Source organism: Nonomuraea candida (genome assembly GCF_000725485.1).
Classification (GTDB): Bacteria; Actinomycetota; Actinomycetes; order Streptosporangiales; family Streptosporangiaceae; genus Nonomuraea; species Nonomuraea candida.
On the sequence record NZ_KL647031.1, the window covers coordinates 573077 to 599058 of the forward strand.

General features: G+C 73.5%; 21 protein-coding genes. 15 read left to right on the top strand and 6 right to left on the bottom strand.

The annotated features are described in order from the left end of the window. The first annotated feature begins 245 nt into the window (after window positions 1–245). Complete coding sequence (locus IO39_RS46535) at window positions 246–1808, top strand: alkaline phosphatase D family protein (protein WP_043639215.1); 1563 nt, start codon at window positions 246–248, stop codon at window positions 1806–1808. A gap of 77 nt (window positions 1809–1885) precedes the next feature. Here IO39_RS46535 and IO39_RS59325 read toward each other — a convergent pair whose 3' ends face one another. After that, window positions 1886–3760 (bottom strand): efflux RND transporter periplasmic adaptor subunit, encoded by a 1875-nt coding sequence (locus IO39_RS59325; RefSeq protein WP_052424240.1) that lies wholly within the window; start codon window positions 3758–3760, stop codon window positions 1886–1888. Between the two features lie 146 nt (window positions 3761–3906). Between IO39_RS59325 and IO39_RS46545 the strand changes: the two genes are divergently transcribed. The 6 genes from IO39_RS46545 to IO39_RS46570 are packed head-to-tail and all read left to right on the top strand — an operon-like array spanning window position 3907 to window position 10228. Next, on the top strand, window positions 3907–5118 hold the full coding sequence (locus IO39_RS46545; protein WP_052424241.1) for an efflux RND transporter periplasmic adaptor subunit: 1212 nt from the start codon (window positions 3907–3909) through the stop codon (window positions 5116–5118). Further along, window positions 5115–5939: an ABC transporter ATP-binding protein gene (locus tag IO39_RS46550; protein WP_245642645.1), complete on the top strand. Its 825-nt coding sequence runs from the start codon at window positions 5115–5117 to the stop codon at window positions 5937–5939. Before IO39_RS46545 ends, IO39_RS46550 begins: the two co-directional genes overlap by 4 nt. Beyond that, on the top strand, window positions 5936–7222 hold the full coding sequence (locus IO39_RS46555; protein WP_043639218.1) for an ABC transporter permease: 1287 nt from the start codon (window positions 5936–5938) through the stop codon (window positions 7220–7222). The genes IO39_RS46550 and IO39_RS46555 overlap by 4 nt, the downstream gene beginning before the upstream one ends. 29 nt (window positions 7223–7251) lie before the next feature. Then, the gene (locus IO39_RS46560) at window positions 7252–7845 is read left to right on the top strand and encodes a hypothetical protein (protein WP_043639221.1); all 594 of its coding nucleotides are present in this window, start codon (window positions 7252–7254) and stop codon (window positions 7843–7845) included. Then, window positions 7842–8534, top strand: a complete 693-nt coding sequence (locus IO39_RS46565; RefSeq protein WP_043639224.1) for a response regulator transcription factor — start codon at window positions 7842–7844, stop codon at window positions 8532–8534. The genes IO39_RS46560 and IO39_RS46565 overlap by 4 nt, the downstream gene beginning before the upstream one ends. Beyond that, entirely contained in the window at window positions 8531–10228 is a 1698-nt protein-coding gene (locus tag IO39_RS46570; protein WP_052424242.1) for a sensor histidine kinase, read from the top strand. The genes IO39_RS46565 and IO39_RS46570 overlap by 4 nt, the downstream gene beginning before the upstream one ends. Here the strand turns inward: IO39_RS46570 and IO39_RS46575 are convergent. Beyond that, window positions 10213–11586 carry an FG-GAP-like repeat-containing protein gene (locus IO39_RS46575; RefSeq protein WP_043639227.1) on the bottom strand — a complete coding sequence of 458 codons (1374 nt, stop codon included), beginning with the start codon at window positions 11584–11586 and terminating at the stop codon, window positions 10213–10215. The two genes, IO39_RS46570 and IO39_RS46575, sit on opposite strands and share 16 nt — an antisense overlap. Window positions 11587–11722: 136 nt before the next feature. On the opposite strand from IO39_RS46575, the gene IO39_RS46580 reads away from it, so the two are divergent. Further along, window positions 11723–12952: a cytochrome P450 gene (locus tag IO39_RS46580; protein WP_043639230.1), complete on the top strand. Its 1230-nt coding sequence runs from the start codon at window positions 11723–11725 to the stop codon at window positions 12950–12952. A gap of 66 nt (window positions 12953–13018) precedes the next feature. On the opposite strand, the gene IO39_RS46585 is transcribed toward IO39_RS46580, so the two are convergent. Both IO39_RS46585 and IO39_RS46590 read right to left on the bottom strand, forming a co-directional pair. Then, window positions 13019–14617: an MFS transporter gene (locus IO39_RS46585; RefSeq protein ID WP_245642646.1), complete on the bottom strand. Its 1599-nt coding sequence runs from the start codon at window positions 14615–14617 to the stop codon at window positions 13019–13021. A 157-nt stretch (window positions 14618–14774) separates the two neighbouring features. After that, on the bottom strand, window positions 14775–15374 hold the full coding sequence (locus tag IO39_RS46590) for a TetR/AcrR family transcriptional regulator (RefSeq protein ID WP_043639233.1): 600 nt from the start codon (window positions 15372–15374) through the stop codon (window positions 14775–14777). 237 nt (window positions 15375–15611) lie between these two features. Here IO39_RS46590 and IO39_RS46595 point away from each other — a divergent pair, with 237 nt between their 5' ends. Then, window positions 15612–16748 carry a Fic family protein gene (locus IO39_RS46595; RefSeq protein ID WP_043639236.1) on the top strand — a complete coding sequence of 379 codons (1137 nt, stop codon included), beginning with the start codon at window positions 15612–15614 and terminating at the stop codon, window positions 16746–16748. A gap of 24 nt (window positions 16749–16772) precedes the next feature. Here IO39_RS46595 and IO39_RS46600 read toward each other — a convergent pair whose 3' ends face one another. Beyond that, window positions 16773–17453 (bottom strand): biliverdin-producing heme oxygenase, encoded by a 681-nt coding sequence (locus IO39_RS46600; protein ID WP_052424243.1) that lies wholly within the window; start codon window positions 17451–17453, stop codon window positions 16773–16775. 210 nt (window positions 17454–17663) lie between these two features. Between IO39_RS46600 and IO39_RS46605 the strand changes: the two genes are divergently transcribed. Genes IO39_RS46605 through IO39_RS46630 form a run of 6 tightly spaced genes read left to right on the top strand, consistent with a single transcriptional unit; the run spans window position 17664 to window position 23620 of the window. Further along, window positions 17664–18503 carry an STAS domain-containing protein gene (locus tag IO39_RS46605; protein WP_043639242.1) on the top strand — a complete coding sequence of 280 codons (840 nt, stop codon included), beginning with the start codon at window positions 17664–17666 and terminating at the stop codon, window positions 18501–18503. Next, window positions 18503–18868, top strand: a complete 366-nt coding sequence (locus IO39_RS46610) for an STAS domain-containing protein (RefSeq protein ID WP_043639245.1) — start codon at window positions 18503–18505, stop codon at window positions 18866–18868. The genes IO39_RS46605 and IO39_RS46610 overlap by 1 nt, the downstream gene beginning before the upstream one ends. A gap of 32 nt (window positions 18869–18900) precedes the next feature. Next, window positions 18901–19302, top strand: coding sequence for an anti-sigma regulatory factor (locus IO39_RS46615; protein WP_043639921.1), 402 nt, complete (start codon window positions 18901–18903; stop codon window positions 19300–19302). 52 nt (window positions 19303–19354) lie between these two features. After that, window positions 19355–20413 carry an ATP-binding SpoIIE family protein phosphatase gene (locus tag IO39_RS46620; RefSeq protein ID WP_063765474.1) on the top strand — a complete coding sequence of 353 codons (1059 nt, stop codon included), beginning with the start codon at window positions 19355–19357 and terminating at the stop codon, window positions 20411–20413. Further along, complete coding sequence (locus IO39_RS46625) at window positions 20400–22055, top strand: ATP-binding response regulator (protein WP_043639247.1); 1656 nt, start codon at window positions 20400–20402, stop codon at window positions 22053–22055. The genes IO39_RS46620 and IO39_RS46625 overlap by 14 nt, the downstream gene beginning before the upstream one ends. After that, a complete protein-coding gene (locus tag IO39_RS46630; protein ID WP_043639250.1) occupies window positions 22052–23620 on the top strand; it encodes a fused response regulator/phosphatase in 1569 nt (522 codons plus the stop codon). Before IO39_RS46625 ends, IO39_RS46630 begins: the two co-directional genes overlap by 4 nt. Window positions 23621–23678: 58 nt before the next feature. Here the strand turns inward: IO39_RS46630 and IO39_RS46635 are convergent, their stop codons facing one another. Beyond that, window positions 23679–25859 carry a peptidoglycan-binding domain-containing protein gene (locus IO39_RS46635; protein WP_043639253.1) on the bottom strand — a complete coding sequence of 727 codons (2181 nt, stop codon included), beginning with the start codon at window positions 25857–25859 and terminating at the stop codon, window positions 23679–23681. Window positions 25860–25982 lie beyond the last annotated feature (123 nt).

The window sequence follows — 25982 nt, forward strand, 5'->3', positions numbered from 1 at the left end:
ACGGCCCGCACCTGCCATGACGGCCCGCACCTGCCATGACGGCGGCCCGCACCTGCCATGACGGCGGCCCGCGCCTGCCACGACGGCGGGTCCCCCTGCCAGGACGGCGGCCCGTTCCGCCCCATGGCGGCGGGATCGCCGCCCGGGTGGCGCGGCCCGGGCGGATGCGGGCCGACCGATGCTGTTCACCCGCCCTTGACTCCGCTGTCACGGCAGGGTCAGCGCGGGTGGACATACCTGGTGGCGTGGACCGCAGAGCCTTCCTGACAGCGGCGACAGCCGGCCTCCTCCTCCCGCCGCCCGCCACCCCGGCGGCGGCCGCCGTCTCGTCGTCGAGAACCCTCAGAGCCGACCCCTTCACGCTGGGCGTGGCCTCGGGCGACCCCTCCTCCGACGGCTTCGTGCTGTGGACCAGGCTCGCCGTCGACCCGCTCGGCGGCGACGGGCGCGGCGGCATGCCCGCCCGCGACGTGGACGTGGACTGGCAGGTCGCCACCGACGAGCGCTTCACCAAGGTCGTCAAGTCCGGCACCGCCACCGCCCGGGCGGGCGCCGCCCACAGCGTGCACGTCGAGCTGAAGGGGCTGGAGCCGGGCCGTGACTACTTCTACCGCTTCAGGAGCCAGGGCCGGCTCTCACCGGCCGGCCGCACCAGGACGACGCCCCAGGGGGAGACGCCGCTCACCTTCGCGGTGGCCGCCTGCGCGCACTACGAGCACGGCTACTACACCGCCTACCGCCGCCTCGCCGAGCAGGAGCCCGACCTGGTGGTCTTTCTCGGCGACTACCTGTACGAGTACGGCCCCAGCGGCTACACCGCCCTGGCCGGCCGCGTACGCAGCCACACCCCCGGCAAGTGCCGCACGCTCGCCGACTACCGGCTGCGGCACGCCCAGTACAAGAGCGACCCCGACCTGCAAGCCGCGCACGCCGCCGCCCCGTGGCTGGTGGCCTTCGATGACCACGAGGTCGAGAACAACTGGGCCGGCCCCGTCTCCAGCACCGGCGCGGCGGGCTTCGCCCGGCGGCGGGCGGAGGCGTTCAGGGCGTACTACGAGAACATGCCGCTGCGCCGCGCCAGCCTCCAGGGCGCCGCGCTCAAGGTGAACCGGCGCATCTCCTGGGGCACGCTGGCCCGCTTCCACCTGCTCGACACCCGCCAGTTCCGCGACGACCAGGCGTGCCAGGACGGCGTGCGGGCCGGCTGCGACGACCGGCTCGCCGCCGGGCGCACGCTGCTCGGCTCCGGCCAGTGGCGCTGGCTGGAGAGCGGCCTGAACGACTCCACCACCCGCTGGAACCTGCTCGGCCAGCAGATCATGGTGGCCCACCGCGACTACAAGGTCGGGCCCGGCCGCGAGGTGAACCTGGACTCCTGGGACGGGTACGCGGCCGAGCGCACCCGGCTGCTGGAGTCCCTGGCCCGCACGTCGAACCCGGTCGTGCTGACGGGCGACGCGCACATGCACCACCTGGCCGAGCTCAAGACCGACTTCGACGACCCGGACGCGCCGGTCGTGGCCAGGGAGCTGGTGGCCTCGTCGATCGCCAGCGACGGCGACGGGTACCGGGACCGTACGTGGATCTCCGAGGCTCTCCAGGAGAATCCGCACATCTCCTACATCGACCAGCGGCGCGGCTACCTGATGGCCCGGCTGACCCGGGACGAGCTGTCGGTCGAATTCCGCACGCTCGACTACATCTCCCGCAGGGGCGCCCGCGCCAGGACCGCGCACCGCCTGACCATCCCGGCCGAGGCCGGGGACGCGGCGGCCCGCCGCGCGGCGGCGGCGCCCCGCGCCGGCTGAACGTCCGCTGGGAACCCGCTGAGGATCCGCTCAACCGTTTCCGCCCATCCGCCGGGAGCTCGGGCGTCCGGGGTTCGTCATGTGCCGGGCCAGGTTCCGTCGGGGAACGCGCCGGACGTGCTGCCGGGCATGACCACCTGGTCGCTCTCGCCCAGGCCCGAGACGACCTCCACGTACTGGTCGCCGCGCACGCCGGTGCGCACCGCCTTCGCCGCGTCCCGGCCCGAGGCGCGGACCGTGACGACCTGGGTGCCGTCGGCCCGGGTGCGGACGGCGGCGGCCGGCACGTACACGGCGTTCCTGGCCTCGTCCGTGGTGATCGTCACCGAGGCGGTCTGGCCGAGCATGAGACCGGTGGGCGGGTCGTCGAAGGCGAGGGTGACCGCGTACCGGACGAGCCGGCCGTCCACGGTGGCCGTCGGAGCGATCGCCGTCACCGTCCCCTGGTGGCGCTCGCCGCTCCGGGTGGCCAGGGTGATCTGTGCCTTCTGGCCGAGCTTGAGCCTGTTCACGTCGGACTCGGTGACCATGGCGGCCACCTGGAGCTCGTTCAGGTCGCCGAGGCTGATGAAGGTGCCGGTGCCGGCGGCGTCGCCGGGCGCGCCCGCCACCGACAGGACCGTGCCGGACACGGGGGCCACGATCCGGGTGCCCCGTACGGCGTCGGCGGCCTCCTCCAGGGCGGCCTCGGCCCGGTCCACGCTCGCGGCCGCCTGCTCCTCACTCATCCCGCTCCCGGCCCCGCCGGTGTCGCCCGTGTCGCCCGTGTTGCCCGTCGCGCTCGTGGCGGTGCGGGCGCAGGAGTCCTGGGCGGGGCGGTCGCCGGCGCCGGGTCTGGCGGAGGTCTTTCCGGTGGGCCTGCCGCTCGCCGACGGCTTCGCGCTGGTGGCGGGTTTTCCGGTGGCGGGCTTTCCGGTGGTGGGTGGCTTGCCGGCGGGAGAGGCGGACGGGGAGCCGGTCGCGGAGGGCTGTCCTCCTGGCTGTCCGTTCCCTCCAGGCTGTCCGTTCCCTCCGGTGCCGCCGTTCCCGGGGCCGGAGGCGTCGCCGGGCCCGCCCGTTCCCCCGCTGGACGCGCCGCCCGTCGGACTGGCGGTGACCGTCTTCGTCGCGGTGGCGGTGGCGGTGGCGGTGACGGTGACGGTGGTGGTGACAGTGGCAGTGGCGGTTACGGTGACCGTCACGGTGGGTTCCGGGCCGGGGCCGGTGGGGTCAGGGGCCGGTGTGGTCGTGGGATGCCCGGTGGCAGGCGGGGCCGGGTGTCCGGCCGGGCGTGGGGTACGGCCGAGTGCTGGGCTCGTGCCCGTGCCCGTGCCGGAACGCGACCCCGCCCTCTCGTCAGCCGGCGCCGCCGGCCCGAGCGCCCCGCTGGCCCCACCGCCCGTACCGGCTACTGCGTCCCCGGGAACGACGACGCCGGTGGCCCTGCCCGACGGGGAGGGAACGTTGCCGGTCGTCGGCATCCTCCCGGCGGACGTGGCGCGTCCGGAGGTCGTGGGGTCGGAGGGTGTGGGGCTGGGCGGGGTGGGTGCGGAAGGGCGGGGGCAGGCTGGCGTGGGGGAGGCGGCGCCGGTGGGGCGGATGGCGGCGGCCGTGCTGGTCGACGCCGTCTTGAGGGCCTCTTCGGCCGCCGCGAGGTCGGCCTTGGCCGCCGCGTACGCCTCCCGCGCCGCCCGCCCGTCGATCCTGGCCAGGACCTGGCCCTTCGTCACCTTGGCCCCGGCCTTGACGTACACCTTGGTCAACGTCCCCGGAGAGCCGAACGCCAGGTCCCTGCGCGCGCCGTCCACGGTGTTCCCCGCCGCGCTCACCGAGGCCGTGACCTGCCCGCGCTGCGCGGCGGCCAGCCGTACCGGGACGGCGGGCGGGGTGTCGTCGCGCAGCGCCAGCGCCAGGCCGGACCCGGCCACGAGCACGGCCAGGGCGAGCCCGCCCAGCGCGAAAGTCGGTCTCATGAGGGGACATCCTGGCCGGGCGAGATCGCGCCGGCCTGTGAGCACCCTCAGAGTTCCCTGGACGCCGCGGCGCGGGCGGCGGCTGTCAGCGAACGTTCAGCTTGCTCCCGGCTGCGGCGCAGCATCGTGTGCGAGGGTCACCGCTCGTGAAGGTGTCGATCAGGCGCAGAGCGCTGATTACCAACGGGGCGCTCACGGCGCTCCTGCTGGGCGGTGCCGGGCTCGCCTACGCGCAGCTCGGCACGGGACAGGCCGCGGGCGAGACGACCGTGCGCACGGTGACCGCGGCCCGCGGCTCCGTGACGGCCTCGGTGTCCGCCTCGGGCGCGGTGGAGAGCTCCCGCTCCCGGGCGCTCTCGTTCGGTACGAGCGGCACCGTGGAACGGATCCACGTCAAGGCGGGCGACAAGGTGGCCAAGGGCGACCTGCTGGCCGAACTGGACGACTCCGCCGCCCAGGAGACCCTGTCGGCGGCCCGGGCCGACTACCAGAGCGCCCTCGACGACGGGACCGGCACGGCGCGGCTCTACGCCGCCTACGTCAAGGCCCGCAACGCCTACCGGGAGGCGCGCCGCGCGGTCGCCGCGACCGTGCTGAAGGCGCCGTTCGACGGCACGGTGACGGCGGTGAACGGCTCGGTCGGCGGCACGGCCACCGGCTCGGGCTCAGGCACAGGCTCAAGCACCGGCTCGGGCTCAAGCACCGGCTCAAGCACCGGCTCAAGCACCGGCTCGGGCTCGGGCGGGCAGGGCGCGGCGGGCGGTTCCGCGAGCACGTCAGGCACCGGAGGGTTCGTCGAGCTGGCCGACACCACCAGGCTGCGCCTCGTCGGCACCTTCACCGAGTCGGACGTCGGCAAGCTGGAGCAGGGCCAGCAGGCCACGATCACGTTCGACGCGCTGCCCGGCGTGACCGCCACCGGCCGGGTCACCCAGATCGAGCCGGTCGCCACCACCAGCGACAACGTCGTGCGCTACCCGGTCACGGTCACCTTCACCCAGGTCCCCGGCCAGGTGAGGCTGGGCCAGACCGCCACCGTCGAGGTCGTGGTCGGCCGGGCGGAGAACGTCGTCACCGTCCCCTCCACGGCGGTCTCCACCAGCGGCGGCCGGACCACGGTGACCGTGCTGAAGGACGGGCGGCAGACCACGACGCCGGTCGAGGTCGGCGTGCGCGGCACCGCGCTCACGGAGATCAGGTCCGGAGTGTCCGAGGGCGACCGGATCGTGCCCCCGTCCACCACGGGCGGCGCCACCGGCACCACAGGCAACGGCGGCGACCGGCGGCAGCTCGGCGGCGGCGGGTTCCCCGGAGGCGGCATGCCCGGGGGCGGCGGGATGCCCGGGGGCGGGCGATGACGGCCGGCCTGCGCGTCGTGGACCCGGTGCCGGTCCTGCGGGTGCGGAACCTGGTCAAGGAGTACGGCGAGGGCGACGCCAGGGTACGCGCCCTGCGCGGCGTCGACCTGGACGTCCAGCAGGGGGACTACGTGGCCATCATGGGCGCCTCCGGCTCCGGCAAGTCCACGCTCATGAACATCCTGGGCTGCCTCGACGTGCCGACCTCCGGCACGTACCTCATCGACGGCACCGACGTGGGCCGGCTCGACGAGCACCGGCTCGCCGTCCTGCGCAACCGCCGGGTCGGCTTCGTCTTCCAGTCGTTCAACCTGATCCCGCGCATGAGCGCGCTGGCCAACGTGGAGCTGCCGCTCGTGTACGGCGGGGTCGCCCCGGCCGAGCGGCGCGCCAGGGCGCTGGCCGCGCTGGAGCGGGTCGGCCTGACCGACCGGGTGCACCACGAGCCGAACCAGCTCTCCGGCGGCCAGCAGCAGCGCGTCGCCGTCGCCAGGGCCCTGGTCACCGCGCCCGCGCTGCTGCTTGCCGACGAGCCCACCGGCAACCTGGACACCGCCTCCACCAATGACGTCCTGGAGATCATGGACCGCCTCAGTGCGGCCGGCCGCACGATCGTGCTCATCACGCACGAGGACGACGTGGCCGGGCACGCCAAGCGGGTGATCAGGCTGGTGGACGGCGAGATCGTGGAGGACCGCCGCCAGGCCCCGGTGGACGGCCCCCCGCCCCGCCTGCCCGCGACGGAGAGCACCGCCATACGGCGACCCGGGGAAGAGGCGGCTCCGCGCCCGTCCGGGTCCGAGGGGACGGCTCCGGCGTGAACCAGGTCGAGATCCTCCGCTTCGCGCTGCGCGGCCTGCTGGCCAGCAAGCTGCGCAGCGCGCTGACCACGCTCGGCATCCTCATCGGCGTCGCGGCGGTCATCATGCTGGTCGCGGTGGGCGAGGGCTCCTCGCGGAGCATCCAGCAGAACATCCAGCGCCTCGGCGCGAACACGCTGACGATCTCCCCGTCCTTCTCGGGAGGCTCGGGCGGCGGCGGAGGCGGGGCGATCCGCGCTCCCGGCGGCGGCGGCGGTGGCCTTGGCGGAGGCGGTGGCGGCAACACGGGGCCGCGCACGCAGGCCAGGCAGCTCACCCTGGCCGACGCCCAGGCGCTGACCGACAAGACGCTCGCCCCCTCGGTCAAGAGCGTCTCGCCGGTGGCGACCGTCTCCTCCGCCACCGCCTCGTACGGCGCCGCCTCCCATGCCATCGCCCAGTTCGTCGGCACGTACCCCAGCTACTTCGAGGCCGTCAACAAGCCCGTCGCCCGGGGCTCGTACTTCTTCAACGACGACGTGCTGGCCGCCAGGAAGGTCGTGGTGCTCGGCCGGACGGTGGCGGCGGAGCTGTTCGGCACGGCCGACCCGATCGGCAGGCAGGTCAGCGTGTCGGGGGTGCCGTTCACGGTCGTCGGCGTGCTGAAGGAGAGCGGGGCCGGCGGCTTGCAGGACGCCGACGACGTGGCGATCGCGCCGCTGCCCGCCGTACAGCAGAGCCTGAGCGGGTTCGGCCCGCTCGGCCAGATCGTCGTGCAGGCCACCGGCGCCGAGGCCACCACGACGGCGCAGGCCGAGGTCACGGCCATCCTCAACCAGCGGCACGGCGTCACGAGCGCGAACCCCGACTACCGCGTGCTCAACCAGGCCGCCCTCCAGGAGACCGTCAGCGAGGCGACCGGCACCTTCACCGTGCTGCTGGGCGCCGTCGCCGCGATCTCGCTGCTCGTGGGCGGGATCGGCATCACCAACATCATGCTGGTGACGGTCACCGAGCGCACCCGCGAGATCGGCATCCGCAAGGCCGTCGGCGCGCCCAGGAGCGCCATCCTGGGCCAGTTCCTGGTGGAGGCCACGCTGCTGAGCCTGGTCGGCGGGCTGTCGGGGGTGCTGGTGGCGTTCGTGGGCACCCGGTTCACCATCGCCGGCATCGAGCCGGTGCTCGTGCCGTCGTCGGTGGCGCTGGCGCTGGGCGTCTCGCTGGCCATCGGGCTGTTCTTCGGCAGTTATCCCGCCAACCGGGCGGCCAAGCTCAGGCCCATCCAGGCCCTGCGCCATGAGTGACCCCGCCGCACGAGTAAGGAGACAAGGACATGGACAAGCTGGACTCCTCGCCGTTCTCCGGCGACCTGCGGGAGGAGCTCGCCGTCCAGCCCGCCCAGGGCGCCTCGAAGCTCACGCTGGCGCTCGGCGCCGGGGTCGTCCTGGTGGCCGGCATCCTGATCGGCATCCAGGCGGCGAGCTGGTCGGCCCCCGCCGACGTGCCCCCGCAGGCGGCCGGCGCGCAACGCCAGCCGGGCGGGTACGGCGGCCAGGGCGGCGAGGCCGGGTACGGCCGGCCCGACCGGCAGCCCGGCACGGGCCGGCAGGACGGTACGGGTCAGCCGGGCGGCACGGGACAGCAGGACGGCACGGGTCAGCCGGGCGGTGGCGCGGGTGCCACCGTCGGCACCGTCGAGAAGGTCGAGGGCGGCAAGGTCTACGTCAAGACCGCGGACGGCGCCACCGTCACGGTGACCACGACCGACCGGACGACCGTGCGGGTCTCGAAGCCCGGTAAGGTCTCTGACCTGGAGGCCGGCACCACGGTCGTGGTGCGCGGGCAGCAGGGCGACGACGGCGCGGTCGCGGCCGCGTCGATCAGCCAGGGAGGCGGACAGGGATTCCAGGGGGGAGGCCCGCGATGAGCGAGGCCGAGGCCAGGCTGCTGGTGGTCGATGACGAGCCCAACATCAGGGAGTTGTTCTCGGCCAGCCTGCGCATGGCCGGGTTCGAGGTCCTGACCGCGGCCGACGGCATGGAGGCCCTGCGGGTGGCGGAGGAGAGCACCCCCGACCTGGTGATGCTCGACGTCATGCTGCCCGACCTGGACGGCCTGGCGGTCGCGGGAAGGCTGCGGTCCCGCGGCCGCCGGGTCCCGGTCCTGTTCGTGACCGCCAAGGACACGCCGGAGGACCGGATCGCCGGGCTGGGGCTCGGCGAGGACTACGTGACCAAGCCGTTCAGCCTGGAGGAGGTCATCGCCCGGATCAGGGCGGTGCTGCGCAGGACCCGCCGCGGCGCGCCGCCGCCGAACCGGCTGCGGGTGGCCGACCTGGAGCTGGACGAGGAGAGCCACGAGGTCTGGCGCGACGGCGTCGCGGTGCGGCTGTCGCCCACCGAGTTCCGGCTGCTGCGCTACTTCATGCTCAACGTGGGCCGGGTGCTGTCGAAGACGCAGATCCTCGACCACGTCTGGAACGGCGACTGGCGCACCGACGTCGGCCTCGTCGAGTCGTACGTCTCCTACCTGCGTCGCAAGGTCGACACCGGCGAACGGAAATACCTGCACACCCTGCGCGGGGTCGGCTACATCCTGCGCCCGCCGCGCCTATGAGCCGGCGCGGGAGACGGCTCCACCCGGGCCGGATCAGGAGACAGCTCTCCCGGGCGCCGCTCTGGCTGCGCCTGGTCTCGGCCACCCTCCTGCTGGTCACCCTCGCCATCACGCTGACCGGTTTGTTCGCCGTGCGGCTGCTGCGCAGCTACCTGGTCGAGCGGGTGGACCAGCAACTCCGCGTGGCCACCGTGCCGCGCGACCCGCCCCCGCCGCCCGACCCGCGCCCCGACGGCCGGCCGCAACGCTACTTCGGCCTGTTCCACGGGGTGCTGCTGGGGCCGGGCGGCGACCCGGTCAGGACCATCAGCGAGTCCACCGAGGAGCACACGCCCGACCTGCCCCGCCTGACCCTCCGCCAGGTCATCGAGCTGCGGGGCCGGCCCTTCACCGTGGAGTCCCGGGACGCCGGCGGGCCGAGCTGGCGGGTCGTCGCCGTGCCGACGCGCGACGGCCACAGCCGCCTGACGGCCATCAGCCTGGCCAACGTGGACGCGACGGTCTCCCAGCTCGGCCTGATCGTGGCCGTCGGCGGCGGGGGCACGCTGGCCGTGCTCGGGTTCGCCTGCTACTGGCTGGTACGCCGCAGCCTGCGCCCCCTCCGCGAGATCGCGCGTACCGCGAACGACATCGCCGGCGGGGACCTGTCGCGGCGCGTGCCGCTCTGGGCCGGCACCACCGAGGTCGGCAAGCTCGGCCGCTCGCTCAACACCATGCTCGCCCAGATCGAGGTGGCGGTGCGCGAGCGCGAGGAGGCCGCCGAGGCCGCCCGCGAGTCCGCCACGGCCGCCCGCGAGTCGGCGACGGCCGCCAGGCGCTCGGAGGAGCTGATGCGCCGGTTCATGGCCGACGCCTCCCACGAGCTGCGCACGCCGCTGACCTCGATCAGGGGCTTCGCCGAGCTGTACCGGCTGGGGGAGGAGAAGGACCTGGCCGAGGCCGTACGGCTGCTGGGCCGCATCGAGGGGCAGGCGGCCAGGATGGGGCTGCTGGTGGAGGACATGCTGCTGCTGGCCCGGCTCGACCAGCGGCGCGCGCTGGACCTGCGGCCCGTGGACCTGCTCAGCCTGGCCGCCACCGCCGTCATCGACGCCCAGACCCTGGCGCCCGACAGGAGGATCGAGCTGGTGCGCCTGTACGGCGGCGAGGGCGAGGTGCTCGTGACCGGGGACGAGACGCGGCTGGCGCAGGTGCTCAACAACCTCGTCACCAACGCGCTCACCCACACCCCGCCCGGCACCCCGTTCCAGGTCCGGGTCGGCATCCGCGACGGCGGCGGGGCCGGCGACGGGGCCGGCGACGGGGCTGGTGACGGGGCCGGGGACGCCGGCGGCGCCGGGAGGGGTGGCGACGGGGGACAGGCCGTGCTGGAGGTGGCCGACGAGGGGCCGGGGTTCACGCCGGAGGTGGCCGAGCGGGTGTTCGAGCGCTTCTACCGCGCCGACCCGGCACGCAGCGCCGGCGGGTCGGGGCTGGGGCTGTCGATCGCGGCCACGCTGGTGGAGGCGCACGGGGGGATCATCGTGGCGGAGAGCGAGCCCGGCAAGGGCGCCCTGTTCCGGGTCATCCTCCCGGTACGACCCGACCCCGGAGCCGAGCGCGAACCGGAACCCGACCCCGGTTCCGGTTCCGGTTCCGGTTCCGGTTCCGGCTCCGGTTTCAGGGCCGGGCCCGGGGGTCAGCCGAAGGCGTAGCCGTACAGGCCGGTGCCCTTGCTGAGCTCGCGCACCTTGCCCAGCCTCAGCCCGGACTCGCGCCGCCCCGGCGCGTACATCACGAGCCCCTGGTCCGGCGCCGCCACCACCAGCCCGTACACCGGCCGCCGCCTCTCCAGCGTCCGGTAGCGCTCCCAGCCGGGCAGCGCCGCCACCGAGGCGCCGAAGTCCCGGCCCTTCCCCTTCACGAGCAGGTTGCCCACCCGCGTCAGCCCGCCCGACGACCGGCCCGCCAGCACCTGCACGGCCTTCTCGCCGGGCACGCCGATGGCCAGCTCGTCGTTGCCGTCGCCGTTGAAGTCCCCGGCCGCCAGCGACGCCCCGAACCGGTCGTAGTAGCGGGGCTTGCCGTCGAGGGAGTTCTGCGACCACGCCTCGGTCCGGTCGGTGCGCAGGCCGGCCCGCGAGCCGTACAGGACGTCCACGGTGCCGTCGCCATAGTCCATGGCCCGCTGGTTCGCGCTGAGCCCCTCGCCGGGCACCCCGATCGCCAGGTCGGAGCGGCCGTCGCCGTTGAAGTCGCCGGTGGCCAGCGCGGCGCCGAAGTTGTCCCACTTCTCGGCGGCGCCCTTGATCCCCGGGGTGCTCTGGGTGAGGAACCGGGCCCGCCTCTGGCGTACGTCGATCACGGTGACCGACCCCTGCCCGTCCTTCGTCACGCTGTCGGCGGGCGCGCCCACGGCCAGCTCGTCCCGCCCGTCGCCGTCGAAGTCGCCGCTCGCCAGCGACGCGCCCCACTGGTCGGTGACGTTCGCGGCCTGCCGTACCCACCGCGTCTTCTGCGAGATCTGGTACGGCTTGCGGCCTTTCATCCAGTACACCGTCACCAGCCCGCCCGACCGGTGACTCGGCGCCCCGACGGCCAGCTCGTCCCGGCCGTCCCCGTCGAAGTCCCCCGCCGCCAGCGCGGCCCCGAACCGGTCGCTGGCCGGCTTGCCCAGCGCCAGCTCCTTGCCCGCGACCAGCCCGCGCGGCGACCCGTTGAAGATCTGCACCACGCCGTTCCCGTCGCCACCGGGCACCCGCGCGCCGGTGAACTCCTCCGACACCCCCACGGCCAGGTCGGCGCACCTGTCCCCGTCGAAGTCGCCCACGGCCAGCGCCGACCCGAACGAGTCGCCGGGCTCGGCGCCGTCCTGGGTGAGCCTGGTCTTCTCGCCGCTGCCGTACATGACGGTGACGGACCCGGCCCTGGAGGCGTCGTACGGGGCCGCCACGGCCAGGTCCGGCCGGCCGTCGGCGTCGAAGTCGAGCGGGTGGCCGCCGCATGCGCGGGCGGCGGGGGCCGAACCGGAGGCGAGGGGGAGAACCAGGCAGACGGCGAGCAACGCATTCATACCGGAAGTCATGTCCGGCCCGCCCGAACCCGGCCTGAACGGCACGAGAACGGCCCAGGAGGGCAGGATGCACATCGCCTTCCGGCCGGTGGTCCGGCCGTCCGCCGGAGGCGCGGGAACGTGCCAGGATAGACAGGTGGACATCGACCTCGCTGATCTGGATTTCTGGCGGAAACCACTCAAAGAGCGGAATGAGGCGTTCGCCCGGCTCCGGCAACTGGAGCACCCGGTGTTCTTCCCGGAGAAGAAGGTGCCGCTCCTCCGCTCGGGCAAGGGCTTCTACGCCCTCGTGCGCCACGCCGACGTGGTCGAGGCCAGCCGCAACGCCAAGATCTTCTCCAGCGAGCCGGCCGTCACCAACCCCGAGCCGCCCGGCTGGGTGAAGCAGGTGTTCGGCGAGTCGATGGTCAACATGGACGACCCGCGCCATGCCCGCCTGCGCCGGATCGTCACCCGCTCGTTCAGCCCGAAGATGCTCGCCGGGCTGCAGAGCGACATCGAGGCCGCCTGCGCCCGCATCGTCGACGACGTGATCAAGGACGGCCCGCGCGACTTCGTCACCCAGGTCGCCGCCCGGCTGCCCATCCACGTCATCTGCGACATGCTCGACATCCCGTACGAGCTGCGCGAGAAGGTCCACCAGCACGTCGACATCTCCACCGCCTACACCGGCGTGCGCCCGAGCCTGGCCCGCAGCGTGCAGATGGCAGGCCAGAACATGCTGGCCCTGCTGGCCCTGCAGCGCATGGTCATCAAGCTCGGTCACGAGCGCGTCGCCAATCCCAAGGGCGACCTGGTCTCCCTGCTGGTCAACGCCAACCCCGACGGGGAGAAGCTGACCGACAAGGAGCTGGGCTCGTTCTTCTCGCTGCTGCTGGTGGCGGGAAACGAGACCGCGCGCAACACCATGGCCCACGGCATCAAGCTCCTCACCGACAACCCGGCCCAGCGCGAGCTGCTGATGAGCGACTTCGACGCGCACATCAACGGCGCGATCGAGGAGATGGTCCGCTACGTCTCGCCCATCATGCAGTTCCGCCGCACGGTCACCGAGGACTACTCGCTGCGCGGGCTGGAGCTGAAGAAGGGCGACAAGGTCGTGCTCTTCTACGGCTCGGCCAACCGCGACGAGTCGGTCTTCCCCGACGCCGACGCCTTCGACATCACCCGCGACACCAAGCCCCACGTCGGCTTCGGCGGCCCGGGGCCGCACTTCTGCCTGGGGGCCAACCTGGCCAGGCAGGAGATGCGCACGATGTTCCGCGAGCTGCTGACCCGCCTGCCCGACGTCCGCTCGGTCGGCGAGCCCGAGCTGCTGCTGTCGAACTTCGACAACAGCGTCCGCAGCCAGCCCTTCACCTTCTGACGCGCGTCCGGCCCCTGTCCGGGGGGCCGGGGCCGCTGTCCGGAGGCCGGAGCCGCGCCGCCGCGGTCAGCCGCCGGAGCCGGATCCCCGGCCGGTGCCGGGGCCCGTGCCCGGGACGGTGCCGGGGCCGGGGACGGTGCCCGGACCGGCCCCCGTGCCGGGGGTGGTGCCCGTGCCGGGGTCCGGGGCGGCGGCCGTGCCATCGCCCGTGCGATCCGCCGGGGTGGCGGCCGGGGCCGGGCCGGTGTCGCCGGCGTCGTCGTCATCGACGGCCAGCACGTTCGTCGTGATCGTGAAGAACGTGATCAGCGCCGCCACCACCATCATCCCGGCACTGATCAGCATGGCCGTCCGGAACCCGGCGTCGAACACCGCCGGCTGCTCGAACGCCCCGCCCACCAGCCCCACCAGCGGCGGCACGGCGGCCACGGACAGCAGGCCGCCGGTGCGGGCCACGGCGTTGTTGACGCCGCTGGCGGTGCCCGCGTACCGCTCGTCGGCCGAGGCCAGCACGGTCGCCGTCAGCGGCGCGACCGTCGCCGACAGCCCCAGCCCGAACAGGCACATCGTGGGCAGCACGTGCAGCGCGTACGACGCGCCGGGCCCGATCGTGCTCATGGCCACGAAGGCGGCGCCCGCCATCAGGATCCCGATCGTCATGAGCAGCCGGGGCCCGACGCGCTTGGCCACCTCGCCGGCCCTGGCCGACAGCAGCATCATGAGGATCGTCGCCGGCAGCAGCGCCGTGCCGGCGACCACGGGGGAGAACCCGGACACCACCTGGAGCTGCACCACGAACAGGAAGAACACCACGCCCATGGCCCCGTACATGATCAGCGTCACCACGTTCACCGCCGTGAACACCCGGTCGCGGAACATGCTCACCGGCACCAGCGCCTCCGGCGACCTGCGGATCTGCGTCACCACGAACGCCGTCGCCAGCGCCAGCCCCGCCACCAGCGGCACCGGGGCGCCCTTCTCGATCAGCCCGTAGGTGATCCCGGCCAGGGCCAGCGCCGCCAGCACCGAGCCGAGCACGTCGAACCGCCCGGCCGCCTGCTCGTCCCTGCTCTCGGGGACGTGCCGCAGCGTGATGAACACGACCAGCGCCGCGAACGGCAGGTTGATCAGGAACGCCCACCGCCACCCGGCCGTCTGCACCAGCCAGCCGCCGAGCAGCGGGCCGATCGCGCTGGCCACGCCGCCGAGCCCGGACCACACGCCGACGGCCCTGGGCCGGTCGTGCCGGACGAAGGACGCCTGGATGATCGCCAGCGAGCCCGGCGTGAGCAGCGCCCCGCCGATGCCCTGCAGCGCGCGGGCGGCGATGAGGGTCTCGATGTTCGGCGCCAGCCCGCACAGCGCGGAGGCCACGGCGAACCAGACGGTGCCGATGAGGAAGATCCGGCGGCGGCCGTAGCGGTCGCCGAGCGAGCCGCCCAGCAGGATCAGCCCGGCCAGGGTGAGGGTGTACGCGTTGATCGTCCACTGCAGGCCGGCCACGTCGGTGTCGAGGTCGCGGCCCAGGAACGGCAGCGCCACGTTCACCACGGTGCTGTCGAGCATCGCCAGGCCGGAACCGAGGACGGTCGCGCCGAGGATCCAGCGGCCTCGCGCCGACCTGAGCTCGACGTGGCCGTTGAGTGCCCCCGCGCGGTTGGTCATGCGTCCATGGTCCCACCGGCCCGCGCCCCTCTCGCGGGGCCCTCGGCCCTCACCCCGCCGCCCCAGCTCAACCGGCCTCGCCCGGGGCCTGCCCTCCCCCCGCCGGCGCAGGCCGGCCGGCGTCGGCCAAGACCTGCTCTCGCCCCGCCGGCCCGGCTCAGCCGGTGTTGCCCAGGGCGCGCAGCACGAACTCCGACACCAGCTCGCCCGCCGTCTCCACCGTCACGTCGCCGCTGATCAGCGGCACCCGCTCGGCGCCCACGACGGCGAGGATCATCCGCGCCGCCGCCGCGACGTCGAGCGCGCGGAAGTCGCCCGCCTCGATGCCGCTCTCCAGGATCTCGACCAGGATGCGCTGCATGGGCTCGACGTGCTCGGCCAGCCGCTGGTAGGCGTCGGGGCCGAGCGCCGCGCCGAGGTCGGCCGCGCCCGGGTGCGGGTGGGCGAGCAGCCCGGCGAGCTGCAGGCGTACGAACGCCCTGATCCGGTCGGCCGGCGAGGCGTCCTCGGGCAGGTCGCGCTCGTAGCTGTCGATGAAGTAGCTGGTCACCCGCTCGGCGAAGGCCAGCAGCAGGGTGGCCTTGTCGGGAAAGTAGTTGTACAGGACGGTACGGGTGATGCCGGCCTCGCCGGCCACGTCCGTCATGGAGATGGCGTCGATGCCCTGCACCCTCGACAGGCGCGAGACGGCCTGCAGGATCCGGTCACGCGTCTGAGCACGGTGCTCGCCGATCGTGGCGGCCGAGATACGGGGCATAGGCCCATGGTAGGCGCGACGGCTCCGGCGTTCCGCAGAACGCGTCGCTGACATGTGATCAGGCCGGAGGCGTCGAGCCACAGAGAACCCTTGGCCGCGACCTTCGCCGGCGCCGGCTGCCCGCGCTGAGCCCGCGCGCGTCCCCGCACCGGTCCGGAACGTCCGCACACCACGGACATAAATGGTCAAATCATTCATCTGTTTGACCGAATGTTTCGCTCATGCTTGGCTGGCCGCATGCTCTATGGCACGCCCGCGCTCGAACCCGCCGACAAGACCGTGCTGGCGGAGATCGAGGACATGCGGCAGGACCTCAAATACCGGCTGGCGGAGACCCACCGCTGGGACGGCCAGCTCCGCAGGCAGCTGCAGGCGCGGGCGATCCAGGGCTCGAACTCCATCGAGGGGTACCGCGCCGGCGTCGAGGACATCCAGTCGATCATGGAGGGGGAGGAGCCTCTCCACACCTCGGCCGCCGTGGCGAAGGAGATCGCGGGTTACCAGCAGGCGATGACCTACATCAGGACGTTGTCCAGGGCCCCGGTGTTCCGCTACGACGTCGGCCTGCTCAACGCCCTGAACTTCATGATGATCGGCCATCACCGGGCCAAGACGCCCGGCGTGCCGCGCCCGGCCGCCATCTACGTGCGCGACTCCACCTCCGGCGCGGTCGTCTACGAGGGGCCGGACGCGGAGCTCGTGCCGGCGCTCATGGACGAGCTGGTCGCGTGGCTCAACGAGGGCGACCGGGAGGCCCCGAGCTACGTCCGGGCCGCGATGGCCCACTTCAACCTGGTGAAGATCCATCCCTGGCGCGACGGCAACGGCCGCATGTCCCGGGCCCTGCAGAGCCTGGTCCTCGGCCGCGACCAGATCCTGACGCCCGAGTTCTGCTCCATCGAGGAGTGGCTCGGCGAGCAGCGGGTCACGATCGAGTACTACGACGTGCTCGGCGCGGTCGGCCGCCGCCGTTTCAGCCCGCACGGCGACACCCTCGACTGGGTGCGCTTCTGCCTGAGGGCCCACCACATGCAGGCCCAGCGGGTGGCGGCGCGGCTGAGGGAGGCCGGCGAGATCTGGACGCACCTGGAGGAGCGGGTGGACGCCGAAGGGCTCAACACCCGCTGCGTGACCGCGCTCTACGAGGCGTTCGCCAACAGGCGGCTGCTGCGCGGCCGCTACCAGGCGGACGAGGAGCTGAGCCAGGGGCAGGCCGCGCGCGACCTGCGCGACCTGGCGGCCAGAGGCTGGCTGCGGCCCTACGGCGAGACGAAGGGCCGCTACTACGAGGCCGGCCCCCGCCTGGCGGAGCTCAAGGCCGAGTACGCGGAGCGGGTCACCCCGCTGCGCGACCCCTACCGGGAGACCTGGTGACCCGCCGGCCTCGCGGGTCGCGGGTCAGGCGGCGGCCTTGACGACGTGGCGGAGCTCGGCCAGCACCTCCGCGTTGAGCTGGTAGGCCAGCCGCACCTCGCCGATCATGCGCTCGCGCTCGCGCTCGTCGAGCTCCAGTCCCAGCACGTCGAGCCGGGAGCGGTACTCGTTCTTGAAGCGCGGCAGGCTGCCCAGCTCGTCGAAGATGTAGAAGTCGACGCCCCCGCCCTTGCCGTAGCCGTAGATCTTCTGCAGCTCCATCCGGATGAACTGCCCGCCGGACAGGTCGCCCAGGTAGCGGGTGTAGTGGTGGGCCACGTAGCCGCCCGGCCAGTCGGCGACCTGCTGGATGCGGGCCACGAGGGTGCGGGTGGACTTCGACGGCGTGATCCGGTCTCGCCAGCCTGCCCCGTAGATGGTGGCCAGGTCGCGTTCCAGCGCCCGCTCCCGGTACAGCTCCGGGAAGACGAACCGGCCGGCGACCGGATGGCCGGCCAGCTCCCTGGAGACCCCGTCGAGGGCGACGTAGGCGAAGTAGTGCTGGGCGACCATCTCGCCGTAGTCGTGCTCGCTCAACCGGCCGCCCATCAACGCTGAGAGGTAGCCCTCGGACTCCGCCGACTCGTGGTCGGCCCAGGTGGAGTTTCTCAGGGTCTCGGAGAACGGCGTGGTCACGGCCCACCTCTGCTCGTGCTGGCGTTTCATGACGAAGTGTCACAAACGTCGGCCTGGAACGTCAAGCTGATGACGACACCTTGTCACCAAAGCCTGCCTCTCCCTCCTCGTACCCAGGAATGGCCCGGTCAAGAGCGGGAGGGCGGGAGGCCGGCGGTGTGGCGAAGGCAATGGGAGCCCCTGATTTTCGCAAAGGGGCATTAGCATACGAGCAACGTCAGCCGCCCTCTGGAGTGATCTTTGTCTGTTCATGCCGACGTAGCCAGGCGACGCGTCGAAGAGCTTCTCCGCGCACACGAGGAGCAGGCCGTCCGCCGCTGGGCCGAGATAGCCAAAGCCTCCCCCGAGGAGCTGGGCGAGATCTACCAGGCTCTGCTGTCCGTCCTCGACGAGGGCAGGGACGACTTCGCGGACGTCCGCGGCCTGCTGGCCGACCTGTCGCGCTCGCGGGCCCGCGCCGGCTACGCCCCGGCCGACACCGCCAGGGCCGTCTTCGGCCTGAAGGAGGCGCTCTACGAGGTCGTCGAGGCCGACACCGACGGGGTCGAGGCGGCGCGCGGGTTCATCTGGTTCTCGCGGCTGATCGACGACCTGGGGCTGTTCACGTTCGAGACGTACGCCGACGCCCGCGAGAAGATCATCCTCGACCAGGCCGAGCAACTGCTGGAGCTGTCCACCCCGGTGGTCAAACTCTGGGAGAACATCGTGGCCGTGCCGCTGGTCGGCACGCTCGACTCCGCCAGGACCCAGGTCGTGATGGAGAAGCTGCTCCAGACGCTGGTCGACACCGGCGCCGAGCACGCGGTCATCGACATCACCGGCGTGCCCGCCGTCGACACCCAGGTCGCGCAGCACCTGCTGAAGACCGTCGTCGCGGCCCGGCTCATGGGCGCCGAATGCATCATCTCCGGCATCCGCCCGCAGATCGCCCACACCATCGTCACCCTCGGCATCGAGTTCGGCGACATCGTCACCAAGGCGTCGCTGGCCGACGCGCTCGCCCACGCCTTCAGGCGCTCCGGTTTCCAGGTCAGCGGCGGGGGCGGCGCGCACGTCGCGATCCGAGCGGAGCGCGTGTAGTGCAGCGGGTCCCCGTACTCAAGCTCGGCGACGTCCTCATCGTCTCCATCCAGGTGGACCTGGAGGACCAGAGCGTGCTGGCCCTCCAGGAGGACCTGGCCGAGGCGGTCGTCGCGCACGGCGCCAAGGGCGTGATCATCGACATCACGGCCGTGGAGATCGTCGACTCGTTCATCGGCCGGATGCTGGCCACGATCGCCTCCATGTGCGGCATGCTCGACGCGCAGACCGTGGTCGTCGGCATGCGGCCGGCCGTGGCGATCACGCTCGTGGAGCTCGGGCTCTCCCTGAACGGCGTCCGCACGGCGCTCAACCTGGAGAAGGGGGTTGCGCTACTCGACCACCTCAGGAGCGCGGCGTCGTGAGCGACGACCGGAACATGGCGGACGACCGGAACATGGCGGACGACCAGAACATGGCGATCGCCAGCAGCGCGGACGTCGTCGGCGTGCGCCGGCTGGTCAGGAGCGTCGCCCTGGAGGTGGGCCTGTCGCTCGTCGACCAGACCAAGATCGTCACGGCCGCGAGCGAGCTGGCGCGCAACGCCCTGGTGTACGCCGGCGGCGGCGACGTCCGCGTCGAGACCGTCCGCAACGGCGCCAGGCGCGGCCTCAAGCTGACCGTCAGCGACGACGGGCCCGGCATCCCCGACATCGACCAGGCGCTCTCCGACGGCTGGACCACGGGCACCGGCCTGGGGCTCGGCCTCGGCGGCTCGCGCCGGCTCGTGGACGAGTTCGACCTGGCCTCCGCCCCGGGAAAGGGCACGACCGTGACGGTGACGAAGTGGGCCCGTTGACCGCCGGGCGCGCACCGGAGGACCGCGCGGACCTCCGTCTCGCGGGTGCCCGGTGAACGGCCTGCGGACGGGCCACTGGGTCCGCGCCGAGGACCCCAGCGCGGTCGGCGCCGTACGCCGGCGGGCCGTCGAGCTCGCCGAGGTGGCCGGTTTCGACCAGGTGCTCATCGGCCAGACCGCCGTGGCCGTGAGCGAGGCCGTGTCCAACCTCGTCAAGCACGCCGTCGAGGGCACCGTCATGGTGCGCCCCCACCCCGAGGCGCCCGCCACGGTGGAGCTGGTCGCCGTGGACAAGGGGCCCGGCATGGCCGACGTGGCCAGGGCGCTGCGAGACGGTTACTCGACCTCGGGCACCCTCGGCATCGGCCTGGGCGCGATCTCCCGCATCGCCTCCGGCTACGACGTGCACTCCCTGCCCGGCAAGGGCACCGTGCTGGCCATGCACTTCACCGCCCGCCACACGCCCGGGCCGCCGCTGCGGGCCAGCGGCCTGACCCGGCCCATCGGCGACGAGACGGAGTGCGGCGACGGCTTCGCCATCAGCCAGGCGGGCCCGGTCACCACCGTGCTGGTCTGCGACGGGCTGGGACACGGGCCCAACGCGGCGCAGGCGACGTACCGTGCCGTCGAGCTGTTCCTGGAGGCCGGCGAGCAGGAGCCGGTCGCCGTCGTCGAACGCCTGCACGCCGGCATGGACGGCACCCGGGGCGGCGCGGTCGCGGTGGCCCGCGTCGAGCCCGACCGCGTGCTGTTCGCCGGGCTCGGCAACGTCTCCGGCTGGGTCGCGCACGCCGAGGGGCGGCAGGGCATGGTGTCGGTGCCGGGGATCGCCGGGCACCAGGGCGGCCGGCTGCGCCAGTACACCTACGACCTGCCCCGCTACGCCACCGTGGTCCTGCACACCGACGGGCTGACCGAGCGCTGGGACCCGGGGAACCTGCCGGGGCTGTTCTCCCGCACGCCCGCCGTGATCGCCGCCGGGCTCATGCGCGAGGCCGGCAGCAGGCGCGACGACGCCTGCGTGGTGACCGTGCGGCCGCCCGGCGCCCCGGTGACGGCCTGCCCCCCGCAGGAGCGCACGATGGTGAGGCCGCGCCGTGGCCCCCGCTGAGCTCATCCGTGTACGGCTCGACACCGACCAGGACGTCTTCGTGCTGCGCCGCCTCGGCCGCGCCGCCGCCGAGCTGGCCGGGCTGGAGCCGCAGGACCAGATCCGGGTGGCGACCGCGCTCAGCGAGGCCGGCAGGGAGGTGTTCGGCCCCGGCTCGTACGCCGTGGTCGCCCTAGACGACCGGCACCTGCTCATCACCCTGCGGCACGCGCACCGCGAGGACCTGACCGGCTCGGAGGGCCTGACGCTGGCCGGCCGCCTGGTGGACGAGATCACGGTGGCCGAGAGCAGCGTCACGCTCGCCAAGCGGCTGCCCCCGCGGCTGAAACCCGCCGACGCCAGGAAGATGCGCGACGAGCTGGCCCGGCTCTCCCCGGTCTCCGCCCTCGACGAGCTGCGCGAGCAGAACAGGGAGCTGGCGGAGACCCTGGAGGACGTGATGCGGCTCAACGCCGAGCTGCAGGAGACCAACACGGGCGTGCTGGCGTTGTACAACCAGCTCTCCGCCGAGCTGGAGGAGACCAACAGGGGAGTGGTGGCCCTGTACGCCGAGCTGGACGAGAAGTCCGGCCAGCTGCGCGAGACCAGCGAGGCCAGGAACCGCTTCTGGGCCACGGTCAGCCACGAGCTGCGCACCCCGCTCAACTCCGTCATCGGCCTGGTCAGGCTGCTGATCGGGCCCGGCGGCGACCCCATGACCGAGGAGCAGGCCCACCAGGTGCGGCTCATCGGCAGCTCCGCCGAGACGCTGCTCGAACTCGTCAGCGAGCTGCTCGACATGGCCAAGGCCGAGTCGGGCCGCCTCGACCCGCAGCCCTCGCGGGTGGACCTGGAGCGGATGGCCGCCCAGCTCGGCGTCACCATGCGGCCCACGAACGAGCGCGCCGGCGTCGAGCTGCACCACGAGGTGGCCCCCGACGTCGCCGAGCTGTACGTGGACGAGGGCATGCTGCTGCGCATCCTGCGCAACCTGCTGTCGAACGCGCTGAAGTTCACCGTGGCCGGCGAGGTGCGGCTGACCGCCCGCCTCGACGCGGCCAGGGACGAAGCCGTCATCACGGTCACCGACACCGGCATCGGCATCGCGCCCGAACACCTGAGCCGCGTCTTCGAGGACTTCTTCCAGGTCCCCAACACCCTCCAGGTCAGGTCCAGGGGCACCGGCCTGGGCCTGCCGTACGCGCGCAGGCTCGCCGAGGCCCTCGGCGGCACCCTGGAGCTGACCAGCGAGGAGGGCAGGGGCACCGCGGCCACGCTGCGCCTGCCGCACTACGCCGGCCCGCCCGAGCTGGGGCGGGTGCTGATCGCCGACGACGACGAGGTCTTCCGCGCCACCGCCCGCCGCATGCTGTACGGCTTCGCCGTCCACGTGGACGAGGCCGCCGACGGCGCCGCCGCGCTGGAGCTGATGGCGGTGGCCCCGCCCGACGCGATCCTCGTCGACCTGCTCATGCCGCGCATGGACGGGCACGTGCTGCTCCAGCGGATGACCGAGGACGACGACCTGCGCCGCACCCCCGTGGTCGTGGTGACCATCGCGCCGCAGCGCGCCCCCGACGACATGGTGGTGCTGTCCAAGCACGGGCTGCGCAGGGAGGAGCTGCTCCAGGCGATCCGCAGCGCGAGGGGGAGCCGGGCGTGAACGAGGCGGCGACCGTGCTGGTGGTGGACGACACGCCGACCAAGCGGTACATCCTGTCGAGCTGGCTGCGCCGCGCCGGCCACCACGTGATCGAGGCCGGCGGCGGCGCGGAGGCCCTCGCCACGCTCGCCGCGCGGCAGGTGGACCTGGTCGTCCTGGACGTGCGGCTGCCCGACATTCCCGGGCACGAGGTGTGCGAGCGGATCAAGGCCGACCCGGCGACGGCCTCGATCCCCGTCGTGCAGGTGTCGGCCAACGCCATCACCGTGGCCGAGCGCGCCGAAGGGCTGGAGCGGGGCGCGGACGCGTACCTGGCGGAGCCGATCGAGCCCGCCGAGTTCGCCGCGACCGTGGAGGCCATGCTGCGCTACTACCGGGCGCGCTGGCGGGCCGAGCTCATGGCCGAGCGGCTGGCCGTGCTGGCCGAGGTGACGCTGCGCATCAACGAGGCCGAGACGTTCGACGGGCTGCTGACCGTCGCGGTCGAGGGCGCGGCCAGGCTGCTCGGCCGCTTCGCCGGCACGCTGGCGCTGCTGCCCGACGGGCGCACCCGCCGCTTCAGGGCCCGGCCCGGCGAACCGGCCACCGCCCACAGCGCCGGGCCCGGCCTGCTGGACCGCCTGAGCGGGCTGGTGCAGCGGGAGTCCATGCGCACCCACGTGTTCACGCTGCGCGCCGAGGAGTGGCGCGGCCTGCTGCCGGACGTGCAGATGGAGGGCTCCTCCACGGGCGTGCTGTCCCGGACGAAGAACTCCCGCGTGCCCGTCTACCTCGGCGTGGAGGCCGACCCGCCGCTCGACGACGACGAGGTCAACCTGCTGCGCCTGCTCGCCCAGGAGCTGGCCCTGGCCGTGGACGCGCTGCGCGCCTACGCCGAGGAGCACGCGATCGCGCTGACCCTGCAGCGCAGCCTGCTGCCCACCCGCATTCCCGAGGTGCCCGGGCTGCGGGTGGCGATGCGCTACCAGCCGGCCGTGGACAACATCGAGGTCGGCGGCGACTTCTACGAGGTGCTGCCGCTCGGCGACCGGGTGCTGGTCGCGATCGGCGACGTCGAGGGCCACTCGCTGCACGCCGCGACCGTGATGGCGGAGCTGCGGCACGCGATGCGCGCCTCGTTCATCCGGCAGGTGGACCTGAGCGTCTCGCTCGACCTGCTCAACCAGATGATGCGCCGCTACCATCCGCGCATGACCGCCACGTTGTGCCTGGTGCTCATCGACCCGGCCACGGGCGAGGTCGAGGTGGCCAACGCCGGGCACATCCCGCCGCTGTTCGCCGGGCCCGGCTGCGCCTACCACCGGCTGGGCAACCTGCTGCTGGGGGCGCTGCCGGAGACGTACACGGTGGACCGGCTGAAGCTGCCGCCGGGCGGCACCCTGCTGCTGTTCACTGACGGGCTGGTGGAGGACCGCGACATCCCGCTCGACGAGAGCCTGGAGCGGGCCAGAGGGCTCGCCGAGACCGTCGAGGACGACCTGGAGGAGTTCGCCGAGCGCATGCTGGCCGCGTTCGGGGCGCGCGAGGACGACGTCGCCCTCGTGGCCGTCCGCCGGGACCCCTGATCGGGGTGCTGTACGTCGCTCTTGTCGCCGTTCGCCCGGGGCGGCTGATCCCGCGCCGTCACAGCGGGGGCGGAGGCAGGTCGCGCGTGTCCAGCTCGAACGACCCCCGGTCCAGAGCCAGCCGCCGGCCGCCCCCGTCGGCGGCCTCCGGCAGCAGCTCGTACGGCAGCGTGAAGCCCCGGTTCGCCGACGCCAGGCGCGGCCACTCGTGCACGTAGTCGACCGACGCGCCGCCCTGCTTGCGCAACTGCCCGACCAGCGCCCGCTCGGCGGCGTCGCCCCAGGTGTCGGGCGTGCCGGCGAAGGCGTCCGGGTCCTGCGCGGCGGCGGCCTCGTAGGCGGCGCGCAGGACGGGGCCCGCCCGCCCCACCCTCCTGACCTCGGGCGGCTCCGTGGCCGGGCCCGCCGACACCATGTTGGCCGGCGCCCTGATGTGCCAGCGGTAGACGATCGCCACGCCCCGCTCCGAGGTGATCACGTCCTTGATGCGCGCCGGGCGCGCGCCTTCCGGCGCCGCCGGGTCGGGCACCGTCCAGGTGGGCGCGCCGGCCGGCCCGTCCCATGGCGTATCGCCGACGTCGCGGATGCGCACGCGCGCCATGTGCCACATCCCCCGCCGGAACCCGTCCGCCGTACGGGCCGCCATCTGCAGCCGGTAGAACCAGTGCCAGTCGCGGAACATGTCGAACTCCTCGACCCTGGCCAGCGCCCGCCGCCCGCCGGCCTCACGGGGGACGGTGGGCCGGGAGGTGTACTTGCGCTGGCTCGGATTGAACAGCGCCGCCCCGTTCCCGCCCCACCCGGTCGCCACGTCCACCCCGAACCGGCCGAACACCTGGGCGAACGCCACCCGGTCCGCCGACTTCAACCAGGAGACGAACCCCCACAACTCGCTCCCCTCCACGGCGCTGCCCGGGGCGGGGTCGCTCGCCAGCCCCGCCGTCCAGTGGCAGGGGCCCAGGGACAGGAACGCCCGGTCGTAGGCGTTGAGCCCGTCGAAGTAGCCGACCGCCTCGACCTCGCTCACCGCCCGCACCACCTTGTACGTGCCGAGCACGGCCCGCTCCCCGGAGTCCACCAGCTCCCGCAACGTCGGCCCCCTCCGCACCCCGCCACCCGCCCCCGGGGCGCTCGGGGCGAGGGGTGGGAGCAGGTGTTCGGGCAGCATCTCGCCCTCCGGCCGCCAGGTGTGGCCGAGCTCCGGCCAGGACCGGGGCCCCGACCAGTCGCCGAGCACCCGGTAGTCGCCCACCACGTCCAGCTCGGGGTGCGCGGGCGCGACCGGCGGGCGTGCGGGGCGGGGCCAGGTGCGGGTCAGGTCGCGTACGTAGAAGCGCGGCGCGGTCGAGGTGACCTCGCGATACCCCCAGACGTTGTCGGCCCGGCGGGCCGGACGGCCGTCGGCGGCCGGGATGGTGTGGATCCGGTCCGGCTGCCCCTGCCGCATTTCCCACGCCTCCACCACGACCGGGCAGCGCCGCCGCCGCCGCTTCCACCGGGACAGCACGAACCGGGTCCACGGGTTGACGACGCCGGTGATCGGCTCGGCGTACCGCTCGTAGAAGCGGGCCGGCACGGGGACCAGCCGATCCGACCACCGCACCAGCTCCACGGCGGCGCCCGTGGCATGCCCGGCGGCGGCCGTCCCCTCCGCTCCCCGCGCCACCCGCAGCTCCACGACGTCCCTGCCATCCGCGCCGTCTTGCGGACCGTTATTCGCCTCGCCATCCGCTTCGCCTTGAGGACCGTTATCCGTCGCGCCTCGCGGGCCGCCTTGAGGGGTCGGGGCGAGGGCGGTCACCTCCAGGACCTCGTCGTCGATGCGGATCCGGAACGGGGGATCGGCGGGGAAGGCGGTCGCGGGCCCGGCGCGCAGGACGACGGCGTCCGCCGTGACCGCCTCGGCGAGGGCCGCTGAGCCGGGCTCGCGTTCGACGGCGGCGTCGGGCAGGGACGCGTACCGCTGGAACTCCATGACCGCCAGCTCCGTCGCCGTCGTGAAGACCGTCGCGTCACCCGGGGCGAGCAGGAAACCCAGCTCGTGCAGGTCCCGGTGCAGGTCGCGGACGTGCGTGGCGTCCGTCAGCTCCGGCCGGTCCCGCCCGCCGTACCGTGCGGGCAGGCCAGGGGCCGGATCGCGGTCGCCGGGACGAAGGTCGTGCTCGCCGTACAGTCCGGACGTGGGCCGGACGAGGTGCGCCACCAGCCAGGCCAGCACCTGGTCGAGATCTTCCAGCATGAGCCGTCACCGCCATGGGAGAGACCGTCGTGCCTCCGACCCCTCGACGGTAAGCGCCGCCGCCCACCCTCGCCACAGGAAGACCGCCACAGGAAGACCGCCACAGGAAGACCGCCACAGGAA

What these genes read in the sequence shown, in the direction of transcription:
- IO39_RS59325 (WP_052424240.1), bottom strand. Translation starts at nt 3,760, where the DNA reads ATGAGACCGACTTTCGCGCTGGGCGGGCTCGCCCTGGCCGTGCTCGTG.
- IO39_RS46550 (WP_245642645.1), top strand. Translation starts at nt 5,115, where the DNA reads ATGACGGCCGGCCTGCGCGTCGTGGACCCGGTGCCGGTCCTGCGGGTG.
- IO39_RS46560 (WP_043639221.1), top strand. Translation starts at nt 7,252, where the DNA reads ATGGACAAGCTGGACTCCTCGCCGTTCTCCGGCGACCTGCGGGAGGAG.
- IO39_RS46565 (WP_043639224.1), top strand. Translation starts at nt 7,842, where the DNA reads ATGAGCGAGGCCGAGGCCAGGCTGCTGGTGGTCGATGACGAGCCCAAC.
- IO39_RS46570 (WP_052424242.1), top strand. Translation starts at nt 8,531, where the DNA reads ATGAGCCGGCGCGGGAGACGGCTCCACCCGGGCCGGATCAGGAGACAG.
- IO39_RS46575 (WP_043639227.1), bottom strand. Translation starts at nt 11,586, where the DNA reads ATGAATGCGTTGCTCGCCGTCTGCCTGGTTCTCCCCCTCGCCTCCGGT.
- IO39_RS46585 (WP_245642646.1), bottom strand. Translation starts at nt 14,617, where the DNA reads ATGACCAACCGCGCGGGGGCACTCAACGGCCACGTCGAGCTCAGGTCG.
- IO39_RS46590 (WP_043639233.1), bottom strand. Translation starts at nt 15,374, where the DNA reads ATGCCCCGTATCTCGGCCGCCACGATCGGCGAGCACCGTGCTCAGACG.
- IO39_RS46595 (WP_043639236.1), top strand. Translation starts at nt 15,612, where the DNA reads ATGCTCTATGGCACGCCCGCGCTCGAACCCGCCGACAAGACCGTGCTG.
- IO39_RS46600 (WP_052424243.1), bottom strand. Translation starts at nt 17,453, where the DNA reads ATGAAACGCCAGCACGAGCAGAGGTGGGCCGTGACCACGCCGTTCTCC.
- IO39_RS46615 (WP_043639921.1), top strand. Translation starts at nt 18,901, where the DNA reads ATGGCGGACGACCAGAACATGGCGATCGCCAGCAGCGCGGACGTCGTC.
- IO39_RS46635 (WP_043639253.1), bottom strand. Translation starts at nt 25,859, where the DNA reads ATGCTGGAAGATCTCGACCAGGTGCTGGCCTGGCTGGTGGCGCACCTC.